The sequence below is a fragment of the Mycobacterium interjectum genome (assembly GCF_900078675.2).
In the GTDB taxonomy this organism is placed as follows: domain Bacteria; phylum Actinomycetota; class Actinomycetes; order Mycobacteriales; family Mycobacteriaceae; genus Mycobacterium; species Mycobacterium interjectum.
The window spans coordinates 1,494,248-1,514,714 of the sequence record NZ_LT546237.1 but is presented as its reverse complement, the minus strand read 5'-3'; the positions used below and the strand labels follow the sequence as shown (position 1 = coordinate 1,514,714).

The following is a 20,467-nucleotide window of genomic DNA, read 5'->3' as shown; positions in this document are numbered from 1 at the left end:
GAACGGTAGACCGGCGACTCACGATCCGTTGATGATCCACTGCCGCGCCTGTTCAACTTGCCCGGCGGGAAAGTGCTGGATCGTCGCGGATACAAAGTGCGAGCCCAGATGCTCGGCCAGATCTCCGAGGTGCGAGTCGGTGACCACCGCGACCTTTTTGATGTGTTTCTGGTGATCGCGAACGAAGCGGAAGTGGGTGACCATCGCTCCGAAACTGTCCCAGCCGGGGAACGACGGCGCGCTGATGATGAGCCCGGCAAGGTCGCCGTTGGCTTCGATGTGCGGGTCGACGGCCGTGGCGAGTTCGGTGAAGTCGTTCTTATCGAGCGCGGATTTCGGGTGGACCAGCAGGATGTTGTGCTCGCTGTCCAGCTCATAATCGATCATGCCGTCATGGTGCACCGAGCCGCTTGCACAGATAAGAGCCGAAAGTCATCCCTCCAGCTGGCCGGAGATCCCCCGCTCGATGCTGGCCTGTGTCGTGGAGGGCAACACGATGAGGCCGTCGAGCTCCTTGCGGGCCAGGTCGAATGCTTTTTGTCGTTCCTGCGGCGCCGCGGCGGGGTCCGCGGCCACCCGCAAGAGGCTCTGGGCGCGCGCGATCCGCTGCCGGCCTTCGGCCGAGAAGTCGTTGCGGCGCCTGCGCGTCGCCTCGGCCTCGGCAACGTTGAACGCGGTCACGTAGTCCTCGACGGCGGATTGATACCGCGCCGCGGCCTCCCGATCATCCAGGAGGTCCTCGGCCTTGACAGGGCGCAGGAAGTCCGCCCGGAGCTTGGCTTTGTGAAATCCGACCGTGAGCGGATCGCGCATGTCGGTCATCAGCGGGAAGTCGAGAAGCTTGGCGACGTCGAGTTCGTACTCGAGCCATCGTGCGTCGGTGCGGCTGTGCTCCTCGATGACGCGTCGGAGCAAAAGCCATTGCGCCGCTTGGCTATTGACGTTACCAGCCGAGGCTCCCACAGTTTCCGCCGGGCGCGCTTGATCCACCTCCCGCGGCTCGTCGGCGCGCCGATTGTTGGCGGCGAACGCCCGCACCGCGGCGACCACGATGCCCGTCAACGGCAGGATCACGATCAGGAGCTCCGCCAATCGGATGAGCAGACCCACTCCGCCAGGATGCCACCGCGGCGCCTTGCGGCGTGCTCGGCACCGCCGGTTAATGCACTCCCAGTGTGTCGCTGAGGTATTGCGCGCGGCAGGCTCGGCGGGCCAGTTTGCCGCTGGTGGTGCGCGGGATGCCACCGGCCGGCAGGAAGCGCACGTCGGAGACCGGCACGCCGTGCCGGCGTGACACCGCGTTCCCGATCGCCTCGATCGCCGGCTGGGGATCCTCGCGACTGGTGCCGGCGGCGCGTTCGGCGATCACGACGAGACGCTGGTCGCCGTCTTCCGGCACGCAGAACGCCGTCACGTAGCCCCGGCGCACCATCGGCGAGGCTTCGGCGACGGTGGCCTCGATGTCCTGCGGGTAGTGGTTGCGGCCCGCGATGGTAATCAGGTCCGCGATGCGACCGGTGACGTAGATCTCGCCATCGAGGTACACGCCCAGGTCCCCGGTCCGCAGCCAGGGCCGTTCGGCCGTCGAGCCCTCGGCGTGGCTGCCGTCGCCCAACCGCGACCGCAGCGTGGCGCCGAAGGCCAGCCGGCTCTCGTCGGGCAGCCCCCAATAGCCGCGACCCACGTTGTTGCCCTGCAGCCAGATCTCGCCGACATCACCGTCGGGCAGTTCGGATCCGCTCTCGGGGTCGACGATCACCGCCCATAGGCTGCGAGCGACCCGGCCGCAGGACACCTGCGCCACCGCGTTCGGGGCGTCCGCCGCGACACGTACCGCGTGACCGGCGCTCAACTGTTCGCGGTCGAGATACACCACGGATGCCTCCGCGGAGGCATCGATGGTCGCGATCATCAGGGTCGCCTCCGCGATGCCGTACGAGGGCTTGAATGCCGTGCGCGGCAATCCATACGGGGCGAACGCCTTGTTGAAGGTCCGGATCGCCTCGATGCTGACCGGTTCGGAACCGATGATCAGGACGACATTGCCGAGGTCGACGTCGTCGCCGGGCGCGGGCAGCCCGCGCTGGGCCGTCCACTCGTAGGCGAAGTTCGGGGCGGCGGTCACCACCCGGCCCTGCTTCGAACCGGCGGATAGCGCGTGGATCCAGCGCAGCGGCCTGCGGACAAAGGCGGTGGGCGACATCAGGGTGGAGTGCCCGCCGTACACGGCGGGAAAGCCGATCATCGACAGGCCCATGTCGTGGTAGAGCGGTAACCAGCTGACGCCGTGGGTGTTCCGGTCCAGCAGGTCGATGGAGAGGATCATCTGCACGAGGTTGGTGCCGACGGCGCGGTGGGTGATCTCCACCCCGACCGGGGGCCGCGTCGCACCCGAGGTGTACTGCAGGTGCGAAACGCGGTCGATGTCCAGGTCGACGGGCACGAACAGCTCCCCCGCCGAGTCGGCTATCTGGTCGATGACGATCAGCTGCGGTATCCGCAAGTCCGGGAGACTGCCGAGGAAGTTCTGCACGGCCTCTTTCGCGGCCGCCGTTGTGAGCACCGCGGCGGGCCGGGAGTCGCGCAGCGCCGTCTCCAGGCGTTCGGCGTGGCCGGGCAGCTCGGGCGCGAACAACGGCACCGCAATGGTCCCGGCCTTGATCGCGGCATAGAAGCCGGCGACGTAGTCGATGCCCTGGGGCGCGAGGATCGCCACCCGGTCGCCCTCGCCGGCGAACTGCTGCACCCGCGCGGCGATCGCCCGCAACCGGACCCCGAATTGGGCCCAGGTCACTTCTATCGCGTTTCCCTCGGAGCGGGCGTAGTCCAAGAAGCGATACGCCACGGCGTCACCGACATTGGCGATGTTGCGCTCGATGAGCGATATCAGGGTGGTGCCCGGCGGCAACTCGACGCCGCCCTCGGCGTCCAGGCAGTCCTCTATCAGTAGCAGGCCCTTTGGAGCCACGGCGCTGCGCTCCGAACCGCAATCCATGAGCGCAGTCTAGGTGCCCGCCGCGGTGGCTCGGTGCCCCGCGCGGGTCGACGCACGCCACGTTCGCGGGGGCGGTAGATGCCCGGCCCGCGCTCATCGAGGGGCGCGTCGACGGCCGAACAGGGCAAGGAGCTGCTCGCTTGCCGTGGCGGTCGGCGGTGCCGGCAGCGGTTCGGCGAACACGTGCCCGGCCAGCCCGGCCCGGGCCAGGGGTGGCGAAACCCACAACAGGGCCGAAGCGACACCCGAGGGAATGGGCCGATCGATTCGGCACGCCTGGGCGATATCCCACGCGTGCACGGCCATCTCGATGGCACCAACGTGGACAACGGTTTTGGCGGCTAGCGTCCGGCCCTGGATCTCGCACCACCGGCCGGCAAAAGCGGGAGCGGACTTGTGCACCCGGGCTGCGAGCACCAAGTCGACGATCGCGGCCCGCACTGCGCCCGCTGGATCGGAACCTGCCGCCGGCCGGGTCCCCTCGCCGAAGTCGCGCGCGGCCAGCAGGGTGGCGACCTCCGCCAACGAGGCGCAGATGTGGTGCAACAGGCGGCGCAGGTCCCACTCCCGGCAGGGCGTCGGCGCCGCGAGGTCGGCCTCGCGAACCAGAAGGAGATTCTGGAGCAGGTAGCGGGCCGCCTCGGTCAGCACGGCCCGCTCATCGGTGTCGGACACGGTCCGTGCCTTCAGCTCCCCGGCGCGACGAACGTCTCGGGCAGGCCGAACTTCGCGACCAGCGCCGCGTCGTTGAACGCAACGATACGCGAGATGCGACCGTCGACCAGGGCCAGCACGTCCAGCCCATGGGCTCGAAAGGAACCATCCGGTGCCCGCCCGTACATGGCCAGGGCCGGGGCGCCGTTGGCCTGGGTGGGCGCGAGCCGCCACTGATCCGCGGTGTGCAGCACGACCCGGGCCAAAAACGCGCACACCGCATCCCGTCCGGTGAACCAGGTTGGAATGGGCGGCATTTCGAGCTCGACGTCGGCGCGCAGCAGTTCCGCCAGTGCGTCGACGTCGGCGTGTTCGAAGGCGGCCATGTAGCGGTCGATCACGTCGCGCAGTTCGGGTTCGGTGGGTTCGCTGAGCTCGTCGAGCGCCGGGCCGGCCTGTGCCAATCGGGCGCGGGCGCGTTGCAAGGCGCTGTTGACGGCGGCGGTGGAAGTCTCCAGCATCTCGGCGACTTCGCCGGCCTGCCAACCCAATACGTCGCGCAGTACCAGGACCGCGCGCTGCAACGGCGACAAATGCTGCAGGGCGGCGACGAATGCCAACCGGACGCTGCTGCGCACCGAAACGACGACGGCGGGGTCGTCGGTGGCGCCGTACAACAGGCTGTCCGGTGCGGGTTGCAACCACGGGATGTCCGATTGCGCCGGGGCCGGCGCGACTGCCGCGCTGTCGGCCGGGGCGGCGAGCCCGGAGGGAAGGGGACGCCGCTTGCGAGTCTGCAACACGTTCAAATATGTGTTCGTGGCAATCTTGTAGAGCCACAGCCGGACTGAGGATCGCCCCTCGAACCCCTCGTACGCCTGCAACGCCCGCAGGTAGGTGTCCTGCACGAGATCCTCGCACTCGTCGACGGATCCGAGCATGCGGTAGCAGTATGCCCGCAGCTCCGGCCGGTACCGTTCGGCCACTTGTGCGAAATCATCGATGCCGCCGTGCGCCATGCCCAAAGCCTTTCACGAGTCGCGGCGTGGCGGCCGGGGATCGTCGGGGTTGCGCGCGCCCGGGTCGGGCTCGTCCCACCACTGCTGTTGCCCCTCGCCGTAGGCGTCGTGCCAATTCCACCACGCATACGCGGGGCTCTGCGGGTAGCCGTCCGGGGAGTCTTCCCAATCCTCCTGCCGCCCAAGGGCGGTCATGTCCAGGTAACTCCAGGTGGTGCCCAGCGCCTCGTCGCCGCGGTTGTTGATGAAGTACGTGCGGAACACCCGGTCGCCGTTGCGGATGAAGGCGTTGGTGCCGTGCCACTCGTCGACGCCGAAGTCGCGGTCGAAGTCGTCGGTGATCGTGTACCAGGGCATGTGCCAGCCCATCCGGGCCTTCACCCGGGCGATGTCAGGCTGGCCGCCGCGGGAGGCGAACACCAGCGTGGTGTTGCGGGCATTCAGATGCGCGAGGTTGCCGATGTGATCGGCGATCATCGAGCAGCCCCGGCAGGCATGGTCGGGCCAGCCGTCCACCCCGGGTTTCAGGAACGCCCGGTAAACGATCAGCTGGCGCCGGCCGCCGAACAGGTCCCGCAGGCTGACCCTGCCGTCGGGCCCGTCGAATTGGTAGGGCTTGTCCACCGGCAGCCACGGCATGCGGCGGCGCCGGGCGGCCAGCGCGTCCCGTGCCCGGGAGAGCTCTTTTTCCCTGACCAGCAGCTGCTGGCGCGCGGCCTCCCAGTCCGGCGCCGATACGATCGGGGGCGTCTGCATGTTCATCGTCGGCCTTTCTGTTGTGGTGCAGTGTTTTTCGACGCTTGGGCGTGTCAGGGGAGCTTCTGCAGCCCCGCGCCGGTCAGCAGGTAGCCGGGAGCGACGCTGGCGCTGTCCGCCCGCGCCAACTCGAGCACGGCCGCACCGGCCGACTCCGGGCTGAGCGGTTCGCCGAGCTGCCTGACGTATTCCTCTTCGGATTGCCCATTGCGGGCCGCGTAGGCCCGCACGGCGGGGCGGCCGAGGTCGGTCAGCGGAGTGATCCGCGGCAGCACGGCCGTGAAGGTGATGCCGAGGCCCGCGCGGTCCGCCTCCTCTTGCGCGTAGCCGCTGATGAAGCGTTGGGTGGCTTTCGCGCCGGCGTACCCGCCGCTGAGCGGCGAGCCGGCCAGCGCGGCGCCGCTGCTGACGACCACCACCGTGCTGCCGGGCCGCAGCGGTTTGAGCAGGGTCTCGCGCAGCCAATGAAAGGTGATGCGCACGTCGGTATTCCAGTTGGCCGAGAACGTCTCCCAGGTGTGGTGCTGCAGTGGGCGAATCAGCGGGGTTGCCCCGGCCACCAACACGAGAAGCTGCGGATCGTATCGGTCCAGAAGGCTGCCCGGCACCGAGGAGTCGGTCGCGTCGGCGACGACCGCTTGAATGCTGCCGGCGCCGCCGGGCTCGGGAAACGTTGTCGCGCTGCGGGACACGGCTATCACCGAGGCGCCGGCGGCGGCCGTAGCCAGTGCGATGCCCCGGCCCAGCCCGCGGCTTGCGCCGACGATGAGTGCGGTCTTGCCCGATAGGTTGTTCATCTTGTCCTCCTGGTGGTGCGGTCAGGCGTGGGCCGTCGCGAGTAGCTGGGCGTACTGGCGCTCCAGCTCCTTGGCCGGGTCGCTGTGCCAGCCCCGCGCGATGGATTGCGACACGGGATCGGGGAAGATGTCGTGCTCGCCGCGCTGCAGTGCGTCGAAGACGGCGGCGGCGACGGACCGCGGGGTTGCTTTCGGGATGTCGAGGTCGCGGGTCATGTCGGTGTCCACCGGACCGGTGAAAATCGCGTGGACCCGGACGCCTTGCGGCCCCAGGACGGCGCGCAGCGACTGGGTGAGGCTGAGCGCGGCCGCCTTGGAGACCGAGTACGCGGGAATGAGCGGCAGGGGCGCCAGTGCGTTGACCGACAGGTTGTTGATCACCGCGCCCCGGGATCGAATCAGCGCCGGCAGGAACGCCTGCGTCACCGCGTAGGTGCCGAAGAGGTTGACGGCCAGGTGCCGTTGGAGCACCCCGGGATCGCTGAGATCGTCGTAGAGCGCGATGCCCGCGTTGTTGATCAGCACATCAAGCGATTCGACCGCGCCGACGGTGTCTTGGATCTGCGCATTATTCGTCACGTCCAGCGCCACCGGCACGACGCGCTCATCGGTCGCGGTAAAGCGATCCCGCGTACCCGCGTAAACCCGCCGCGCCCCTCTGTGCAGCGCCTCGTCCAGGAGCGCCCGGCCGATGCCGCGATTGGCGCCGGTGATCAGAACTGCTTTGTCGGCGATCTCACTCACGACAAACCCCTTCCCAAATGAAAAGCCCCCGCGGGAGGTGCGGGGGCAGCTTGTGTTGACCCATCGAGCCGATCGAGTCCGACGGAACTACACATATAGACAATGCTCGACGCCAAAATTCATCGCGGGGCGGCGGGCGACCTCTGGCGACTTCGGTTGTCATCGCCACGAGTCCACCCGAATTCACCCGGCCGAAATGGATTCGGGGTTGCCTGGAGCGGGTTTGCCAGCTGCAGGATCGAGCTCGAGGACGGCCGCACCGTGACCGCACTCGTAGGCTCCACACCCGACGCGTAGGGTACGCGGCATGTCGGGCCGTAAGTTTTCGTTCGAAATCAACCGCACCAGCAGCGCGCCCGCGGCGACGTTGTTTCGGCTGGTCGCCGACGGCGCCAACTGGTCGAAGTGGGCCAAGCCGATCGTTCTTCAGTCGAGTTGGGCGCGCCAGGGGGATCCGGCGCCGGGCGGCGTCGGGGCCGTCCGCAAGGTCGGGATGTGGCCGCTGCTCGTGCAGGAGGAAACCGTCGTCTACGAGCAGGACCGCCGGCACGCCTACAAGCTGGTCGGGCCGCCCAGCCCCGCCAAGGATTACTTCGGCGAGGTGGTCTTCACCCCGAATCAGTCGGGCGGCACCGACATCCGCTGGACGGGCGAGTTCGTCGAAGGAGTCCGCGGAACGGGTCCGGTGATGCGGGCCGCGCTGGGCGGGGCGGTCCGGTTCTTCTCGGGCCGGCTGGTGCAGGCGGCCGAGCGCGAGTCGGCCGGCGACCGGTAGGGATTACCCCGCGGCCCAGGGCTTTCACGGCTAAGGGTTGTTGGCCTGCTGCTCGTCGATCTGGGCCTGCTGCATGTCCTGCTGGAATTGCTGCTGGGCCTGTTCGTTTTGTTCCTCGGCCTGTTGCATGGACTGCTGCAGCTGTTGCTGGTCCAGCTGTTGCTGCAACTGGGCCTGGTCGTCGCTGTCGTCGGCGGCGAAGCCGCCGAACGGGCCGCTGACGGGAGCGGCCACCGCGACGTCGGGACGCGCCGTGCCGAAAAGCGCGAGCGTCGCAAGGGCCGCTGCCCCGGCGAAAATGAGTTGGAGCCGCCGCCATTGCCGACGCGGCGTGCCGGATTTCTGGATGGTCATGCATCGAGGCTTGCGCCCCTGACTAGCTGCGAGCTGAGTAGCCGCTGTCGCTGCAGTATGAGATCTTGCGGTGGTTTGGCCGAGGAGCCGCTACTGAGAACCGATCTCGTCCTGATACTTCTTGGCCATGTGCTCGACGGCCTGCAGCTGGGACTGCGCCAGGTCGTCGCGCACCTGCCCGGCCCGCGCCGCGGCGTCCAGCGTCGGCTGCGCCAGGCCCTGGAAGTGGGGCATGACCTCGGCGGCGAACAGTTCGGCCGACCGCTTGGTGGCCGCGGGGTTCGCCCACTCGTGGCCCATCTGCAGGAAGCAGCCGAAGCCTCCGGACTGATCCCAGAGCCGCTGCACCTGGGCGCGGGCCCGCTCCGGCGTGCCGATGACGCCCGCCCCGTTGTCGTTGATGACGTCGATCATCTCGTCCAGCTGCTCGCCCGGCATGGTCATCTGGGGGAAGGCCGCCACCTTCTGGAAGTAGTTGAACCACGACTCGATGCCGAATTTCACGTCGGCGCGGGCCTGTTCGTCGGTCTCGGCGATGTGCATGGGCCCGACCAGGCTCCAGGCCTTGCGGTCGACCTGCGTACCGAAGGCCGCGGCGCGCTCCTCGACGATGTTCCAGTGATAGGACAGCGCGTCGAAGCCCTCGACGATCAGCGTCGCCCCGATGGACAGCAGCCCGATGCCGTGCTTGCCGGCCAGCCGGGCCCCGGTCGGCGATGCGACCGCGGCGACCGCCAGCGGTATCCCCGCTTCGGAGTACGGGGCCAGCTGCAACTTGGCGTCAAAAAGCTGGTGCGTGGCGGTCTTGGCGCTCACCGTCTCCCCCGCCAGCAACCGAACGACGATGTCGAGGTTGGTCTCGAGTAGCTCTCGCGTGTCGGTCGGATTCAGCCCGATCATCGAGGAATCCGTGGGCAGCGAACCGGGACCCACCCCGCCGATGATGCGCCCATGGGTGAGGTGATCCAGCAGCATCAATCGGTCGGCGACCCAGAGCGGGTTGTGATAGGACAGCGAAATAACCCCGGTCCCGAAGCGAATGCGCCTGGCGCGTTCGGCGGCCGCGGCGATGAAGATTTCCGGGGAGCTGATGATTTCGCTGCCGGCGGAGTGATGCTCGCCGATCCAGGCTTCGTCGAAGCCGAGCGCGTCGAGATGTTGGACGAACTCGAGATCGCGTTGCAGGGCGAGGGTCGGGTTGGTGCCCGCCCGGTGGAACGGGGCGATGAAGTATCCAAACCTGAGCTTGGCCATGGGTGTCCCCTTGCAGTCGAGTTGCGGAGAACCATAACTCAACTCGCCCGGGGNGGGCCCCCGCCGCCGGTGGGACCGCCGGGGGCGCCGCCGCCCCCACCCGGTGCCGTGGATGGCGCGACGCTGGAAGTAGGAGTGGTGGTGGTCGATGGCGTCGTGCTGCTGCTGCTCGGCCCCTTACTGCCGCCGCCGCATCCGACCGCCAACACGAGCATCGCCGAACCGCCCAAAAGCGCGACGGCATTCCTGGCTCCAGACCTCATCAGCTTCCCCAATCTCCACTCGCACCACTCGTTTGCAGTCCACTTCTCCGTACCCGGCCGCGCGCGGCGGCAAACGGGTCGAACACCGCCGATGGGAACGGCGACGGGACGAACGGGGCCGCCGGATCGGGAGCGATCCAGCGGCCCGGGGTTTGAGGGATTAGCAGTTCTCGCCGGAAATGCAGCCGGTCAGGGTCGCCGTATGGACCCCGGCGTGGGGTGCCGGAGCCGGCGCCACGGACGACGACTGGGTCGTCGGCGACGCGCCGCCGACCGGGCCGACGCCTACGCCACCGAATCCAACCGTCAAAGCCAGCGCAGCGGCGCCGCCGAACATCGCGATCGCCGCCTTGATTGGTGCCTTCATCAGCCACTCCCTTCCTCGTGGACACCCTTTGTTACAACCACTTTTCGGGTGTTAATAACAAAGCATACGCCTGTGAAACTATTGCTACAAGAATGCTTCGGCGCGGCGGACCATTGGGCGCGGCCCGCCGTCGCTGCCTTATGCCGTCGGCGGGCCAATAAAATTGCTTCCGCGCACTTATGTAATGGTTGACATTGATCGCGCCGGAGGCATATAAGACCGGCCGTGTAAAAAAATTGTACAAATCGATCCGCTCGTTATAACAGTCCTATAACGATTCGGTATAAAGTCAATAACTTATAGCGCTTGCCACAGATAATGCCCCGTAGCTTGTGGGCTACGAAAAGCGCCACGGCGACCGTCTGAAGCTTAGCCGTTGCCATATTGGGCCGTGTTTTATGCGCGCCGAAGATCGCCGCGAAAGGTTGAAAAATGAATTTTGTGGTGCTGCCGCCCGAGATCAACTCGGCCAACATATTCGCCGGCGCGGGGTCGGCTCCCATGTTGGCGGCGGCGACCGCGTGGGACGGGGTTGCCGCGGAATTGGCCGAGGCGGGGGCCGCCTTTGGAACGGTCACGTCCGGCCTCGTGGGCGGGGCATGGCGGGGAGCGTCATCGGCGGCGATGGCGGCCGCGGCCACCCCGTACACCGCCTGGCTCACCACCGTGGCGACCGCGGCCGAGGGGGCGGCCGCGCAGGCCCGGGCTATCGCGAGCGGGTTCGAGTCGGCGCAGGCGGCGATGGTGCAGCCCGCTCTGGTGGCGGCCAACCGTTCCTACTTGGTGGCGTTGGTGATGTCGAACCTGTTCGGGCAAAACGCGCACGCGATCGCGACCGCCGAGGCCGAATACGAGCAGATGTGGGCCCAGGCGGTGTCGACCATGTCGAACTACCACGCCGGGGCGTCCGAGGCCGTCGCGGCCTTGGCCCCCTTCACTCAGCCGCCCGGCGCAAACGCGGCCGCCGCCGCGCCCAAGACGACCACCCTCAATCTGGGCCTCGCCAACGTCGGCGGCGGCAACGTCGGCAACGCCAACACGGGCCTCGGAAACCTCGGTGGCGCCAACCTGGGCAACTCCAACGGCGGCTTGGGAAACTCCGGCAACTCCAACGCCGGTTTCGGCAACCTGGGGGCCGGCAACATCGGCTTCGGCAACGCGGGCACCGGCAACGTCGGTGTCGGGAACGCCGGCAATACCAACATCGGAATCGCGAACACCGGCAACAACAACGTCGGGATCGGCCTGACGGGCAGCAACCGGATCGGCGTCGGCAATACCTACATCGGCATTGGCCCCGGGGGCATCAATCAATTCAACATCGGCGGGCTGAATTCGGGCAGCGGCAATCTCGGCTTGTTCAACTCCGGCACCGGAAACATCGGCTTGTTCAACTCCGGCACGGGAAACTTCGGCATCGGGAACTCCGGCAGCTACAACACCGGCATCGGGAACTCGGGCGCGGCAAACACGGGCTTCTTCAACGCGGGCTCGTTCAACACGGGCATGTTCGACGCGGGCTTGGCCAACACCGGCAACCTGGATACCGGGAACTACAACAGCGGCAGCTTCAACCCAGGCGCGTCCAACACCGGCGGCTTCAACACCGGTAGCGCCAACACCGGTTTCTTCAATACCGGCAACATCAACACCGGCGCCTTCAACACGGGCAACATGAACAACGGCCTCTACAACGGCGGCGAACTGAATACCGGCGCCCTCTACCAGGGCGTCGGCCAGGGCAGCCTCCACTGGGCGTTCACGACGCCCGATCTGACGCTGCCACCGCTCGAAATACCCGGAATATCCGTTCCCGCATTCACTCTGCCCGCCATCAGCCTCCCGCCGATCACCATTCCGGCGTTGCAGTCGCCGCCCGATGTGGCGGTCGGGGCGTTTGGTTTGCCGCAGATTACGTTGCCGTCGTTCACGTTTCCGGCGTTGCAGTCGCCGCCCGATGTGGCGGTCGGGGCGTTTGGTTTGCCGCAGATTACGTTGCCGTCGTTGACGATTCCGGCGTTGCAGTCGCCGCCCGATGTGGCGGTCGGGGCGTTTGGTTTGCCGCAGATTACGTTGCCGTCGTTGACGATTCCGGCGTTGACGTCGCCGCCCGATGTGGCGGTCGGGGCGTTTGGTTTGCCGCAGATTACGTTGCCGTCGTTGACGATTCCGGCGTTGACGTCGCCGCCCAACGTCGGGGTGGGCGCGTTCAGCCTGCCCGCGCTGACCATTCCCCCCATTGTCGTTCCGCCGGTGACGATACCGGCCGGCACGCAAATCGGCGCGTTCCATCTGCCGGCGATACATGTGCCCGCAATCCAGTTGACGTCGATCAGCATCGGCGGGCCGGGAGGCGGCTTCTACTTCCCCGGAGTGGCCCTCGACCTGGACGTGTCGTTACCCACCATCAAGGTGCCTTTTGTTCTGTTCTTCCCCAATAACATCCTTGTCTTGCAATCGGGCACCCCCGGCGTATTCCCCCAAATCGGCGGCGGGGTGATCAGCAACAGCCTTCCCTTAGGCCACCCTGGGGCTCCGAACTCGGGCGGCCCCGACGCCTACATACAAATCGGCCCGGCCACCATCACCGGCCTCGGCCTCACCATCAACCAATTCTTCGTTCCCCCGATCGGATTGAGCCTTTCCGTCGGCGGGTTCGACATTCCCTCGATCAGCGTCGACGCGTTTACGCTCCCCCAGATCGTGACCCCCACGATCACTACTCCGCAGTTGACGATCCCGGCAATCGGCGCGGACGGGTTCACGCTGCCGCAGGTGAGCACTCCCGCGGTGACGACGACGCCGTATACGTTGCCGTCGATCGGGTTGGGTGGGTTCACGCTGCCGCAGGTGAGCACTCCCGCGGTGACGACGACGCCGTATACGTTGCCGTCGATCGGGTTGGGCGGGTTCACGCTGCCGCAGGTGAGCACTCCCGCGGTGACGACGACGCCGTACACGGTGCCCTCGATCGGCCTGGGCGGGTTCACCCTTCCCCAGGTCAGCGTCCCTCCCGTCACGACTCAGCCGTTCACCGTCCCGCCGGTCGGGCTCGGCGGCTTTACCACCCCGGCGCTCACCATCCCGAGCATCCACCTGCCCAGCACCACCGTCGCGGGCATCGACATCCCGTCGGCCCCGGGCTTTTTCAACTCGAGCACCGCTCCGTCCTCGGGTTTCTTCAACACGGGCGCCGGCGGCGACTCGGGCTTCGGCAACAACGGGCCGGCGCTTTCGGGCTGGTTCAACGCGAACCCAGTGGCCGGGCTCCTCGGCGGCTCCGGTTACCAGAACTACGGCAGCCTGATTTCGGGCTTCAACAACGTGGGCGGCGGTGTCTCGGGGTTCCTCAACACCGGCACGTTGCCGTTCTCGGCGACCAGCCTGGTCTCGGGGGCCGAAAACGCGGGCTCCGAGCTGGCAGGCCTGTTCTTCCAGGACTGATCGGCAAGGGCGGCGCCCTACGCCTCCTTGGTGATCAGCTTCCGCAGCGCCACGCGGTCGGGGGTCAGCAGCTCGGTGATGCGCGGGCGATTCACCTCGGCGACGATGATCTCGCCGACCTCCTGATAGACCTCGCTGAAAATGCCGTGGGACTTCATCTTCGAAGTCTGATAGAGGTTGTCCTCGGTCGGCGTCACGTAGATCACCGCGTCGGCCTTGAAGCGGTGCACCAGCCACAGGTGGATCAAGGTCATCAGTCGCTTCTGCCGCAGCTTCTCGGCGAAGGTGTTCTGGTCGCGCACCTGCAGGATGCTGCGGCCGTGCCGGTCCTTGATCGGGTCGACGACGACATTCGCCAGCTGTTCCTCGCCGTTGCCGTAGATGCCGAGTTCGAGCACGTCCGAGCCGGCCCGGCGCGGCCGGAGCTGCACGCGCAGCTTCTCGCCGAGCTGGTAGTACTCGCTCCACATCGCCAGCCACTCCTCGAGCAGCTTCTTCGGCACCTCGGTTTGCACCAGGTGCTGGTGCTGGGTCGAACCCTCGCCCATCGCCTTAGTGGTCGCGGTCCGGCCCGAGGACGCGGTCAACGCCGCATCGCTGCGCGGCCCGCCGACCAGGGTTTGCGGTGTGCGGTAAGGGGACTCGACCAGGCGCATCTTTCGTTGCAGGCGGGCCAGCGCCAGCATGCCGTCCTGCCGCAGCGCGGTGGCGAACTCCTCGGCGGCGACGCCGTCGATCTGGTGTCCGCCGTAGGTGATGAAGTTGAAGACAAACCCCATCTTGCCGAGCTCTTCGGGGAACTCCTTCATCTGCTCGTCGGTCATGCCGGTGGTGTCCCAGTTGAAGGACGGCGAGAGGTTGTAAGCCAGCATCTGGTCGGGGAACTCGGCGTGGATGGCGTCGGCGAACTGCCGGGCGTCGGCCAGGTCCGCGGTCTTCGTTTCCATCCAGAGGATGTCGGCGAACGGCGCCGCGGCCAATGACTTGGCGATGGCGTACGGGATGCCACCGCGGATCTGGTAGTAGCCCTCGGGGGTCTTGGCCAGTTCGCAATCCCAACCGGGGTTGACGCCCAACTCCTTCGCCTTGGCCCGGGCGGCGTAGAGCGAGGCGCGCGCGGCGAAGGCACGCCACTCGTCGGAGCTCATCTCGCGCGGCTCGCCCTCGCTGGCGTCGAATTCGAGCACGTCGGCGACGGCCTGGCCGTAGGTCATCAGCCCCGCGTCGTCCTCCCAGGCGGCGACGAACCGCGACTCGACCTGGTCGAAGAGGTCGTCGATCGATTGGTTTCCGTTCTCTCGCAACGCATTTACGGCGTCGGAGATCAAGCTTTGGATGCCCTGGCGCTCCAGCCAGGCGGTGGCCGCGGCGTACTCGCCTTCGGGAAGCGCGTAGAGAAGGTGACCGTTGAGGTCTTTGACTCCCAGTTCGTAGAACCGGCGCACCATGGCCAGGAAGCACGCCTTGTACGAAGGAATGTCGAGGTTGGTGACGCCGAGCAGGAATGGCTGGTCACGCTCGTCGGCGCGGCTGTCGAGCAGGTTGGCCGCCTCGGCGTCGGTGCGCGCGACGATGATGCCGGGCACCCGCATGACGTCGAGCTGGAACCGCGCGGCGTTGAGGCGCTTGATCTGTTCGTCCGACGGCACCAGGACCTTGCCGCCCTGATGGCCGCACTTCTTGGTACCGGGGCGCTGGTCTTCGATGTGGTACCCCGGCACGCCGACCTCGACGAAGCGGCGGATCAGGTTGCGCACGTGCGGATCACCGCCGTGGCCGGTGTCGGCGTCGGCGATGATGAACGGCCGGAAGTCGTATTCCTTGGCCGTCGCGCGCTGCTGTTCGCTCATCTGCAGGCGCTGGTACTGCTGATTGCGGTCGGCCGTGAGGAGGGCGCGCACCAGCACCGCGGCATCGTCGGGCACCTGGCTCAGCGGGTAGCTGGCGAGGTCGGGGCCGGGATCCTCGGTGGTGGAGCCCTTTGCCGAGGTCGCCCACCCGCCGAGGTAGATGCCTTCGATGCCCATCCGCTTCATGCTCACGGCCTGGCCGGGCGAATAGGGGCCGAATGTGGTGATGCTCTTCTTGGCCGCGAAGAGTTCGCGCAGCCGGTCGTAGAACGCCGCCGCCGCCTCGCGCGCCACGGGGTAATCGGTCGCGATGGTGCCGCGCTGCTCGGCGACCTGGCGGGCCGTGTACAGACGGGTGATCCCGGCGAAGCGCGAACCCTCGAAGTATCGCTGCGTAGCCTCGACGTCCTGCTCGAACGGCGTGCGGACCGGTGTGTCCGTTTCGATGATGGCCATGGGGTTACGCTCCTCTTCACGATTTCCGCTGCAGGTGAGTTTATCCCCGGAGCAGGCGGTTCAATCAGGGGTCAATGGTCCCGAGCCGAAACCGTTGCCGTGCCGTACTCCGGGGGTTCGGGCCCGCGGTGCCCGTTGAGCCGGCCCCGTCCGCCCGGGCCCCCATCGCGGCCCGCCGCGGGCACTCAACCAATCCCGTTGCCGACGGATGAACTCCGCGTCGACGACCCTCCCGTGCCCGGGGACATAGCTGGCGTGGGGGCCGCCGATCGCGAGCAGCCGATCCAGCGTTGCCGGCCAGGCCCCCAGGTCGGAATCGGCGTCGATACAAGGGTCGGCCGACTCCTCGACGAGGTCACCGGTGAACACCACGACCGGGTCCCGTTCCCCGTCTGGGGCGGGCACCACCACGACCAGGTCCGCCGTCGTGTGGCCGCGCCCCGGGTGAGTCACCGTCACGGTGCGGTCGCCCAGATCGATCGTGGCGTCGTATAGCCCGTGCCGAGGTGGCTTCAGCGCCGAAATCGCGCGATCGACGTCGACGGCCCGCGCGCCGTAGCTGAGCGCGTGCTCGCGAAGTTGGTCGGTGCCCGACGATAGATATTCGACAACTTCAGGCGCGGAATAGATCTCGGCGGCGCCGAACGCCGAGGAACCCAGGACATGGTCGAAGTGCTTGTGCGTCAGCACAACGTGGGTCACGTGGCGCCCCGTGACCTGTCGCGCATCGGCCTCGATCGCGGCGGCTTCGGCGAGGGTGGTTCCGGTGTCGATGATCAGCGCTCCGTGGGCGCCGCGCACCAGCCCGACCGTGACGTCGCAGAACGCCAACCGACAGCGATGCACGGTGTCGGTCAGTCGCTCCCAAGCGAAGTGCACAAGGAGGACGGTAGCCGCAGCGGGAACGCCGCGGGACATGTCGGAAAAAGTTGACATGTCGGGAACGTCCGACATATCTTGGCGGTGTGGCCACGGCCGATCGCGTCTTCGTTGCCCTGGCGAACCCGGTGCGCCGGGAGCTGCTGGAGCTCCTCACGGCGCGGCCGTTGTCCGCGGGGGAACTCAGCGACCGGTTCGAGCTCAGCCGCCCGGCCGTCGCCGAGCACCTCAAGGTGTTGCGCGACGCCGGGCTGGTGGCCGACGAGCCGCACGGCCGCCGGCGCATCTACCGCCTGACCGCAGAACCGCTGGCGCAACTCGGTGAGTGGCTGCATCCGTTCGAGAAGTTCTGGCGCGCCCGACTGGCCGGGCTCGCCGAGGCAGCCGAGGAGCTGGAATGACCGAGACACCCGTGGCAGGCAAGGCGCCCGCCGCCATCCGGCTCGACCAATTCGTAGCCGCACCACCGGCGAAGGTATGGCGGCTGCTGACCGAACCGGAGCTGATGCGACGCTGGTGGGCCGAGGGGGACGTGGCCGCCGTGGTCGGCCACCAGTTCACCCTGGACATGCCCGGCTACGGCCGGCAACCGTGCAAGGTCCTCGAGGTCGATCCTCCGCACCGGTTCGTCTATACCTTCACCGCGGCCTGGACGCTGACCTGGCGCCTGGAGCCGGAAGGCACCGGAACGCGAGTGTTCTTGGAACACAGCGGTTTCGACCTCAGTGACAAAAGGATGGCCGAGGCGTTCGAGCGCATGGGCCCCGGCTGGCGCGACGTCGTCCTCCCCCGCCTTTCCGACGCCGCCGCACAGGCCTGAGCCCTCGAGGAGGAACCACGATGCACGCAATCGTCATCACCAGGCACGGCGACCCTTCGGTCTTGCAGGTTCAACAGCGCCCCGACCCGCCGGCACCGGGCCCGGGGCAGCTGCGGGTCGCCGTGCGCGCGGCCGGGGTGAACTTCGCCGACCACCTCGCCCGCGTCGGCATGTATCCCGATGCGCCGAAACTGCCCGCGGTGGTGGGTTACGAAGTGGCCGGGACGGTGCAGGCGGTCGGCGACGGTGTCGACGCCGGCCGCGTCGGCGAACGGGTGCTGGCGGGCACGCGATTCGGCGGCTACGCCGAGGTCGTCAACGTCGCGGCGAACGATTCCGTGCGGCTCCCCGACGCGCTGAGCTTCGAACAGGGCGCGGCCGTGCCCGTCAACTATGCGACCGCCTGGGCCGCGCTGCACGGCTACGGGTCGCTGCGCGCCGGCGAGCGGGTCCTGGTGCACGCCGCCGCCGGCGGCGTCGGCATCGCCGCGGTGCAGTTCGCGAAGGCCGCCGGGGCCGAAGTGCACGGCACCGCCTCGCCCGCCAAGCACGCGAAGCTGGCCGAACTGGGTGTGAACCGGGCCATCGACTACCGTCGCGACGGCTGGTGGAAGGGTCTCGGCCCCTACGACGTGGTGCTCGACGCGCTGGGCGGCACGTCGCTGCGCCGGTCGTATGCCCTGCTGCGCCCGGGCGGACGGCTGGTGGGCTACGGGGTTTCGGCGATGCAGCACGGGGAGAAGCGCTCGCTGCGCGCGGCCGCGCCGCACGCGCTGGCCATGCTGCGCGGGTTCAACCTGCTGGACCAGCTCTCGGAGTCGAAGGCCGTGATCGGCCTCAACATGCTGCGGCTGTGGGATGACCGCGGCACGCTGGAGCCCTGGATCACTCCCCTGGTAAAGGCGCTCGACGACGGCAGGATCGACCCCGTCGTGCACGCGGCGGTGCCGTTCGCCGAGGCGCCCGAAGCCCACCGCATCCTGGCGGCCCGGGAGAACATCGGCAAGGTCGTCCTGGTGCCCTGAGTTTTTGTTACTGCGACGGGGGCTATCCAACACCCATGGCTATCACCGAGTCCCGCGAAGTCGTCATCGACGCGACGCCCGACGAGATCATGGACGTGCTGTTCGACCTCGAGTCGTTGACCCAGTGGTCCTCGGTTCATCAAAAGGTCGAAATCCTGGAGCGAGACGAGCAGGGCCGTCCGAGCAAATCCCGGCAAACGGTCAAACTCGTGGGCGTCAGCGACGAGCAGGTGCTGGACTACTCCGTCCACGACGACGGGGTCAGCTGGTCGTTGGTGAGCGCCAAGCAGCAACGCGCGCAGGAGGGCCGCTACACGCTGACGCCCGAAGGCGATTCCACGCGGGTCCATTTCGAGCTCACCGTGGATCTTTCCGCGCCGGTCCCGGGATTCCTGGTCAGGCGGGGGGCCAAGGGACTGATGGAGACGGCGACCGAGGGCCTGCGCAAGCGCGTGCTCGAAGTCAAGGGTGACAAGTAGCTTCCGGACCCACGCTTCCGGAGCGACACTGTCCTCTATGGAATCGACATTTCACCGCATCGCGTCGGTCACCGCCGGTCTGGCGCTGCTGGCGGCACTGCCCGGGTGCGGCGGCGGCGATGGCGGCCGCATGACGGGTTCGTCGACGCTTAAGGTGACCACTCTCGGTCGCACCGTCGCCCAGGCGCCCGCCGACGGGCCGCTGCTCATCAGCAGTCCGGCGTTCGCCGACGGTGCGCCCATTCCCGCGCAGTACACCTGCAAGGGGGCCGACGTCGCGCCGCCGTTGACGTGGTCGGCGCCGTTGGGCGCGGCGCTCGTTGTCGACGATCCCGACGCCCCGCGCGGGCCCTACGTGCACTGGCTTGTCGTCGGAATCCCTCCCGGCGCCGGTAGCACCGCGGATGGTCGGACGCCCGCCGGCGGGAGCGGCCTGCCGAACTCGGCCGGCCAGGCCGGCTACAGCGGGCCCTGCCCGCCCGCGGGCACCGGCGTGCACCACTACCGGTTCACCCTCTACCAGCTCCCCGCCACGTACGAGCTCCCGCCGGGACTCGCCGGGCCGCAAGCGGCGCAGGCGATAGCGCAGGCCGCGTCCGGGCGCGCGCAGTACACCGGAACGTTCGGGGGCTGATGCCTTCGACACTGCCGGCGTTCGACGTAACCAAGGCAATCGAATTCGGCCAACTCGTCAACGCCACCTATGCGACCTCGCCGGGCGATCTGACCAACAAGGCCGGCCAGGCCCTGAGCGCCGGCGGCATCGACTACACGGTGGTCACGACGGTCTACGCCAATGACCTTGCAACGGATATGAACCCGGGCCGAGCCGACGTCGAGGTGTCCATCGGAGTGATCTGCCAGGAGAACAAGACCGGCGACGTGGCGATCGCGCTCCGCGGCACCGAGGGAACGCTGGAATGGATTCACGATGCCGAGTTTCTGCAGGTCCCCTGCCCGTTCCTGGCCGGCGCGGGCCATACCGAAGACGGCTTCACCGAGATGTACCAGTCCCTGCGGACCGGCACCGACCCGGGTGCGCCGACGCTCGTCAAAGCGCTTGCGACGCTTCCGTTTTCACAATCCGTCGGCGCCGTCACCATCTGCGGGCACAGCCTGGGCGGCGCCCTGGCGACGCTGCTCGCCCTCGACGTGGCGGCGAACACGACATTCACCGCCCCGGCCGTCTACACCTATGCCAGTCCGCGCACCGGGGATTCGCTGTTTGCTAGCACCTTTGACCAGGTGGTCAAGAACTCCTATCGCGTCGCGAACCGGTTGGACGTCGTCCCCGCGTTGCCGCCTCCCGTCGACTATGAGCACGTGCTCACCCGCTACGACCTGAACCCGATTCGGCTGGTGCCGCTTCCGCCGAAGGTGCTGGTGAAATATTCGGTGCTATGCGAACATTCGCTGGCGACATACCTGTACCTGCTGTCCCTGCAATCCGGCGGGGCGGTGCTTCCGCTGGAGCCCGCGTGCAAGCCGTGACGGGCGCTTGCTAACCCGAGATCCCGGCCAGGTCGGCCGATCCCA

20 protein-coding genes and 1 pseudogene are annotated in these 20,467 nt (G+C 67.7%); 8 read left to right on the top strand and 13 right to left on the bottom strand.

The window, feature by feature from the left end:
• Positions 1-18 precede the first annotated feature (18 nt).
• The 8 genes from BN4348_RS41535 to BN4348_RS41500 form a co-directional block, all read right to left on the bottom strand.
• A complete protein-coding gene (locus BN4348_RS41535; RefSeq protein ID WP_066912950.1) occupies positions 19-387 on the bottom strand; it encodes a SpoIIAA family protein in 369 nt (122 codons plus the stop codon).
• A gap of 45 nt (positions 388-432) precedes the next feature.
• Positions 433-1,110, bottom strand: coding sequence for a hypothetical protein (locus BN4348_RS41530; protein WP_066912791.1), 678 nt, complete (start codon positions 1,108-1,110; stop codon positions 433-435).
• A 49-nt stretch (positions 1,111-1,159) separates the two neighbouring features.
• Positions 1,160-2,995, bottom strand: coding sequence for a fatty acyl-AMP ligase (locus tag BN4348_RS41525; RefSeq protein WP_066912789.1), 1,836 nt, complete (start codon positions 2,993-2,995; stop codon positions 1,160-1,162).
• Between the two features lie 93 nt (positions 2,996-3,088).
• Positions 3,089-3,670, bottom strand: a complete 582-nt coding sequence (locus BN4348_RS41520; protein ID WP_066912787.1) for a maleylpyruvate isomerase N-terminal domain-containing protein — start codon at positions 3,668-3,670, stop codon at positions 3,089-3,091.
• 11 nt (positions 3,671-3,681) lie between these two features.
• Complete coding sequence (locus BN4348_RS41515) at positions 3,682-4,668, bottom strand: sigma-70 family RNA polymerase sigma factor (RefSeq protein WP_066912785.1); 987 nt, start codon at positions 4,666-4,668, stop codon at positions 3,682-3,684.
• 12 nt (positions 4,669-4,680) lie between these two features.
• Positions 4,681-5,424: a DUF899 domain-containing protein gene (locus tag BN4348_RS41510; protein ID WP_066912948.1), complete on the bottom strand. Its 744-nt coding sequence runs from the start codon at positions 5,422-5,424 to the stop codon at positions 4,681-4,683.
• A 53-nt stretch (positions 5,425-5,477) separates the two neighbouring features.
• Positions 5,478-6,221, bottom strand: a complete 744-nt coding sequence (locus tag BN4348_RS41505; RefSeq protein WP_066912783.1) for an SDR family oxidoreductase — start codon at positions 6,219-6,221, stop codon at positions 5,478-5,480.
• Positions 6,222-6,242: 21 nt separating this feature from the next.
• Positions 6,243-6,965, bottom strand: coding sequence for an SDR family NAD(P)-dependent oxidoreductase (locus BN4348_RS41500; RefSeq protein WP_066912781.1), 723 nt, complete (start codon positions 6,963-6,965; stop codon positions 6,243-6,245).
• 307 nt (positions 6,966-7,272) lie between these two features.
• Here BN4348_RS41500 and BN4348_RS41495 point away from each other — a divergent pair, with 307 nt between their 5' ends.
• Positions 7,273-7,740 (top strand): SRPBCC family protein, encoded by a 468-nt coding sequence (locus tag BN4348_RS41495; RefSeq protein ID WP_066912778.1) that lies wholly within the window; start codon positions 7,273-7,275, stop codon positions 7,738-7,740.
• A 30-nt stretch (positions 7,741-7,770) separates the two neighbouring features.
• On the opposite strand, the gene BN4348_RS41490 is transcribed toward BN4348_RS41495, so the two are convergent.
• The 3 genes from BN4348_RS41490 to BN4348_RS59990 all read right to left on the bottom strand — a co-directional run bounded on the left by BN4348_RS41490 (position 7,771) and on the right by BN4348_RS59990 (position 9,978).
• Entirely contained in the window at positions 7,771-8,094 is a 324-nt protein-coding gene (locus BN4348_RS41490; protein WP_066912776.1) for a hypothetical protein, read from the bottom strand.
• A gap of 90 nt (positions 8,095-8,184) precedes the next feature.
• A complete protein-coding gene (locus tag BN4348_RS41485) occupies positions 8,185-9,348 on the bottom strand; it encodes an LLM class flavin-dependent oxidoreductase (RefSeq protein WP_066912773.1) in 1,164 nt (387 codons plus the stop codon).
• Between the two features lie 423 nt (positions 9,349-9,771).
• Entirely contained in the window at positions 9,772-9,978 is a 207-nt protein-coding gene (locus tag BN4348_RS59990) for a hypothetical protein (RefSeq protein ID WP_066912771.1), read from the bottom strand.
• Positions 9,979-10,410: 432 nt separating this feature from the next.
• Between BN4348_RS59990 and BN4348_RS41475 the strand changes: the two genes are divergently transcribed.
• Positions 10,411-13,422: a PPE family protein gene (locus BN4348_RS41475; protein ID WP_066912769.1), complete on the top strand. Its 3,012-nt coding sequence runs from the start codon at positions 10,411-10,413 to the stop codon at positions 13,420-13,422.
• 17 nt (positions 13,423-13,439) lie between these two features.
• On the opposite strand, the gene aceA is transcribed toward BN4348_RS41475, so the two are convergent.
• Positions 13,440-15,728, bottom strand: a complete 2,289-nt coding sequence (gene aceA / locus BN4348_RS41470; RefSeq protein ID WP_066912767.1) for an isocitrate lyase ICL2 — start codon at positions 15,726-15,728, stop codon at positions 13,440-13,442.
• 165 nt (positions 15,729-15,893) lie between these two features.
• Positions 15,894-16,607, bottom strand: a pseudogene (locus tag BN4348_RS41465) (MBL fold metallo-hydrolase); the annotation flags it as partial.
• Positions 16,608-16,693: 86 nt separating this feature from the next.
• On the opposite strand from BN4348_RS41465, the gene BN4348_RS41460 reads away from it, so the two are divergent.
• The 6 genes from BN4348_RS41460 to BN4348_RS41435 are packed head-to-tail and all read left to right on the top strand — an operon-like array spanning position 16,694 to position 20,422.
• Positions 16,694-17,008, top strand: a complete 315-nt coding sequence (locus BN4348_RS41460; protein ID WP_066912765.1) for an ArsR/SmtB family transcription factor — start codon at positions 16,694-16,696, stop codon at positions 17,006-17,008.
• Positions 17,005-17,427, top strand: a complete 423-nt coding sequence (locus BN4348_RS41455; protein WP_066912763.1) for an SRPBCC family protein — start codon at positions 17,005-17,007, stop codon at positions 17,425-17,427. The genes BN4348_RS41460 and BN4348_RS41455 overlap by 4 nt, the downstream gene beginning before the upstream one ends.
• Positions 17,428-17,447: 20 nt before the next feature.
• Complete coding sequence (locus BN4348_RS41450; RefSeq protein WP_066912761.1) at positions 17,448-18,452, top strand: synaptic vesicle VAT-1 family membrane protein; 1,005 nt, start codon at positions 17,448-17,450, stop codon at positions 18,450-18,452.
• 35 nt (positions 18,453-18,487) lie between these two features.
• Positions 18,488-18,931, top strand: coding sequence for an SRPBCC family protein (locus BN4348_RS41445; RefSeq protein ID WP_066912759.1), 444 nt, complete (start codon positions 18,488-18,490; stop codon positions 18,929-18,931).
• Between the two features lie 37 nt (positions 18,932-18,968).
• Positions 18,969-19,565: a YbhB/YbcL family Raf kinase inhibitor-like protein gene (locus tag BN4348_RS41440; protein WP_066912757.1), complete on the top strand. Its 597-nt coding sequence runs from the start codon at positions 18,969-18,971 to the stop codon at positions 19,563-19,565.
• Positions 19,565-20,422: a lipase family protein gene (locus BN4348_RS41435; RefSeq protein WP_066912756.1), complete on the top strand. Its 858-nt coding sequence runs from the start codon at positions 19,565-19,567 to the stop codon at positions 20,420-20,422. Before BN4348_RS41440 ends, BN4348_RS41435 begins: the two co-directional genes overlap by 1 nt.
• The last annotated feature ends 45 nt before the right edge of the window (positions 20,423-20,467 follow it).

Coding starts and splice junctions, on each gene's coding strand:
- BN4348_RS41535 (WP_066912950.1), bottom strand. CDS start 387: ATGATCGATTATGAGCTGGACAGCGAGCACAACATCCTGCTGGTCCAC.
- aceA (WP_066912767.1), bottom strand. CDS start 15,728: ATGGCCATCATCGAAACGGACACACCGGTCCGCACGCCGTTCGAGCAG.
- BN4348_RS41525 (WP_066912789.1), bottom strand. CDS start 2,995: ATGGATTGCGGTTCGGAGCGCAGCGCCGTGGCTCCAAAGGGCCTGCTA.
- BN4348_RS41440 (WP_066912757.1), top strand. CDS start 18,969: ATGGAATCGACATTTCACCGCATCGCGTCGGTCACCGCCGGTCTGGCG.
- BN4348_RS41495 (WP_066912778.1), top strand. CDS start 7,273: ATGTCGGGCCGTAAGTTTTCGTTCGAAATCAACCGCACCAGCAGCGCG.
- BN4348_RS41510 (WP_066912948.1), bottom strand. CDS start 5,424: ATGCAGACGCCCCCGATCGTATCGGCGCCGGACTGGGAGGCCGCGCGC.
- BN4348_RS41515 (WP_066912785.1), bottom strand. CDS start 4,668: ATGGCGCACGGCGGCATCGATGATTTCGCACAAGTGGCCGAACGGTAC.
- BN4348_RS41475 (WP_066912769.1), top strand. CDS start 10,411: ATGAATTTTGTGGTGCTGCCGCCCGAGATCAACTCGGCCAACATATTC.
- BN4348_RS41505 (WP_066912783.1), bottom strand. CDS start 6,221: ATGAACAACCTATCGGGCAAGACCGCACTCATCGTCGGCGCAAGCCGC.
- BN4348_RS41435 (WP_066912756.1), top strand. CDS start 19,565: ATGCCTTCGACACTGCCGGCGTTCGACGTAACCAAGGCAATCGAATTC.
- BN4348_RS41490 (WP_066912776.1), bottom strand. CDS start 8,094: ATGACCATCCAGAAATCCGGCACGCCGCGTCGGCAATGGCGGCGGCTC.
- BN4348_RS59990 (WP_066912771.1), bottom strand. CDS start 9,978: ATGAAGGCACCAATCAAGGCGGCGATCGCGATGTTCGGCGGCGCCGCT.
- BN4348_RS41485 (WP_066912773.1), bottom strand. CDS start 9,348: ATGGCCAAGCTCAGGTTTGGATACTTCATCGCCCCGTTCCACCGGGCG.
- BN4348_RS41450 (WP_066912761.1), top strand. CDS start 17,448: ATGCACGCAATCGTCATCACCAGGCACGGCGACCCTTCGGTCTTGCAG.
- BN4348_RS41455 (WP_066912763.1), top strand. CDS start 17,005: ATGACCGAGACACCCGTGGCAGGCAAGGCGCCCGCCGCCATCCGGCTC.
- BN4348_RS41445 (WP_066912759.1), top strand. CDS start 18,488: ATGGCTATCACCGAGTCCCGCGAAGTCGTCATCGACGCGACGCCCGAC.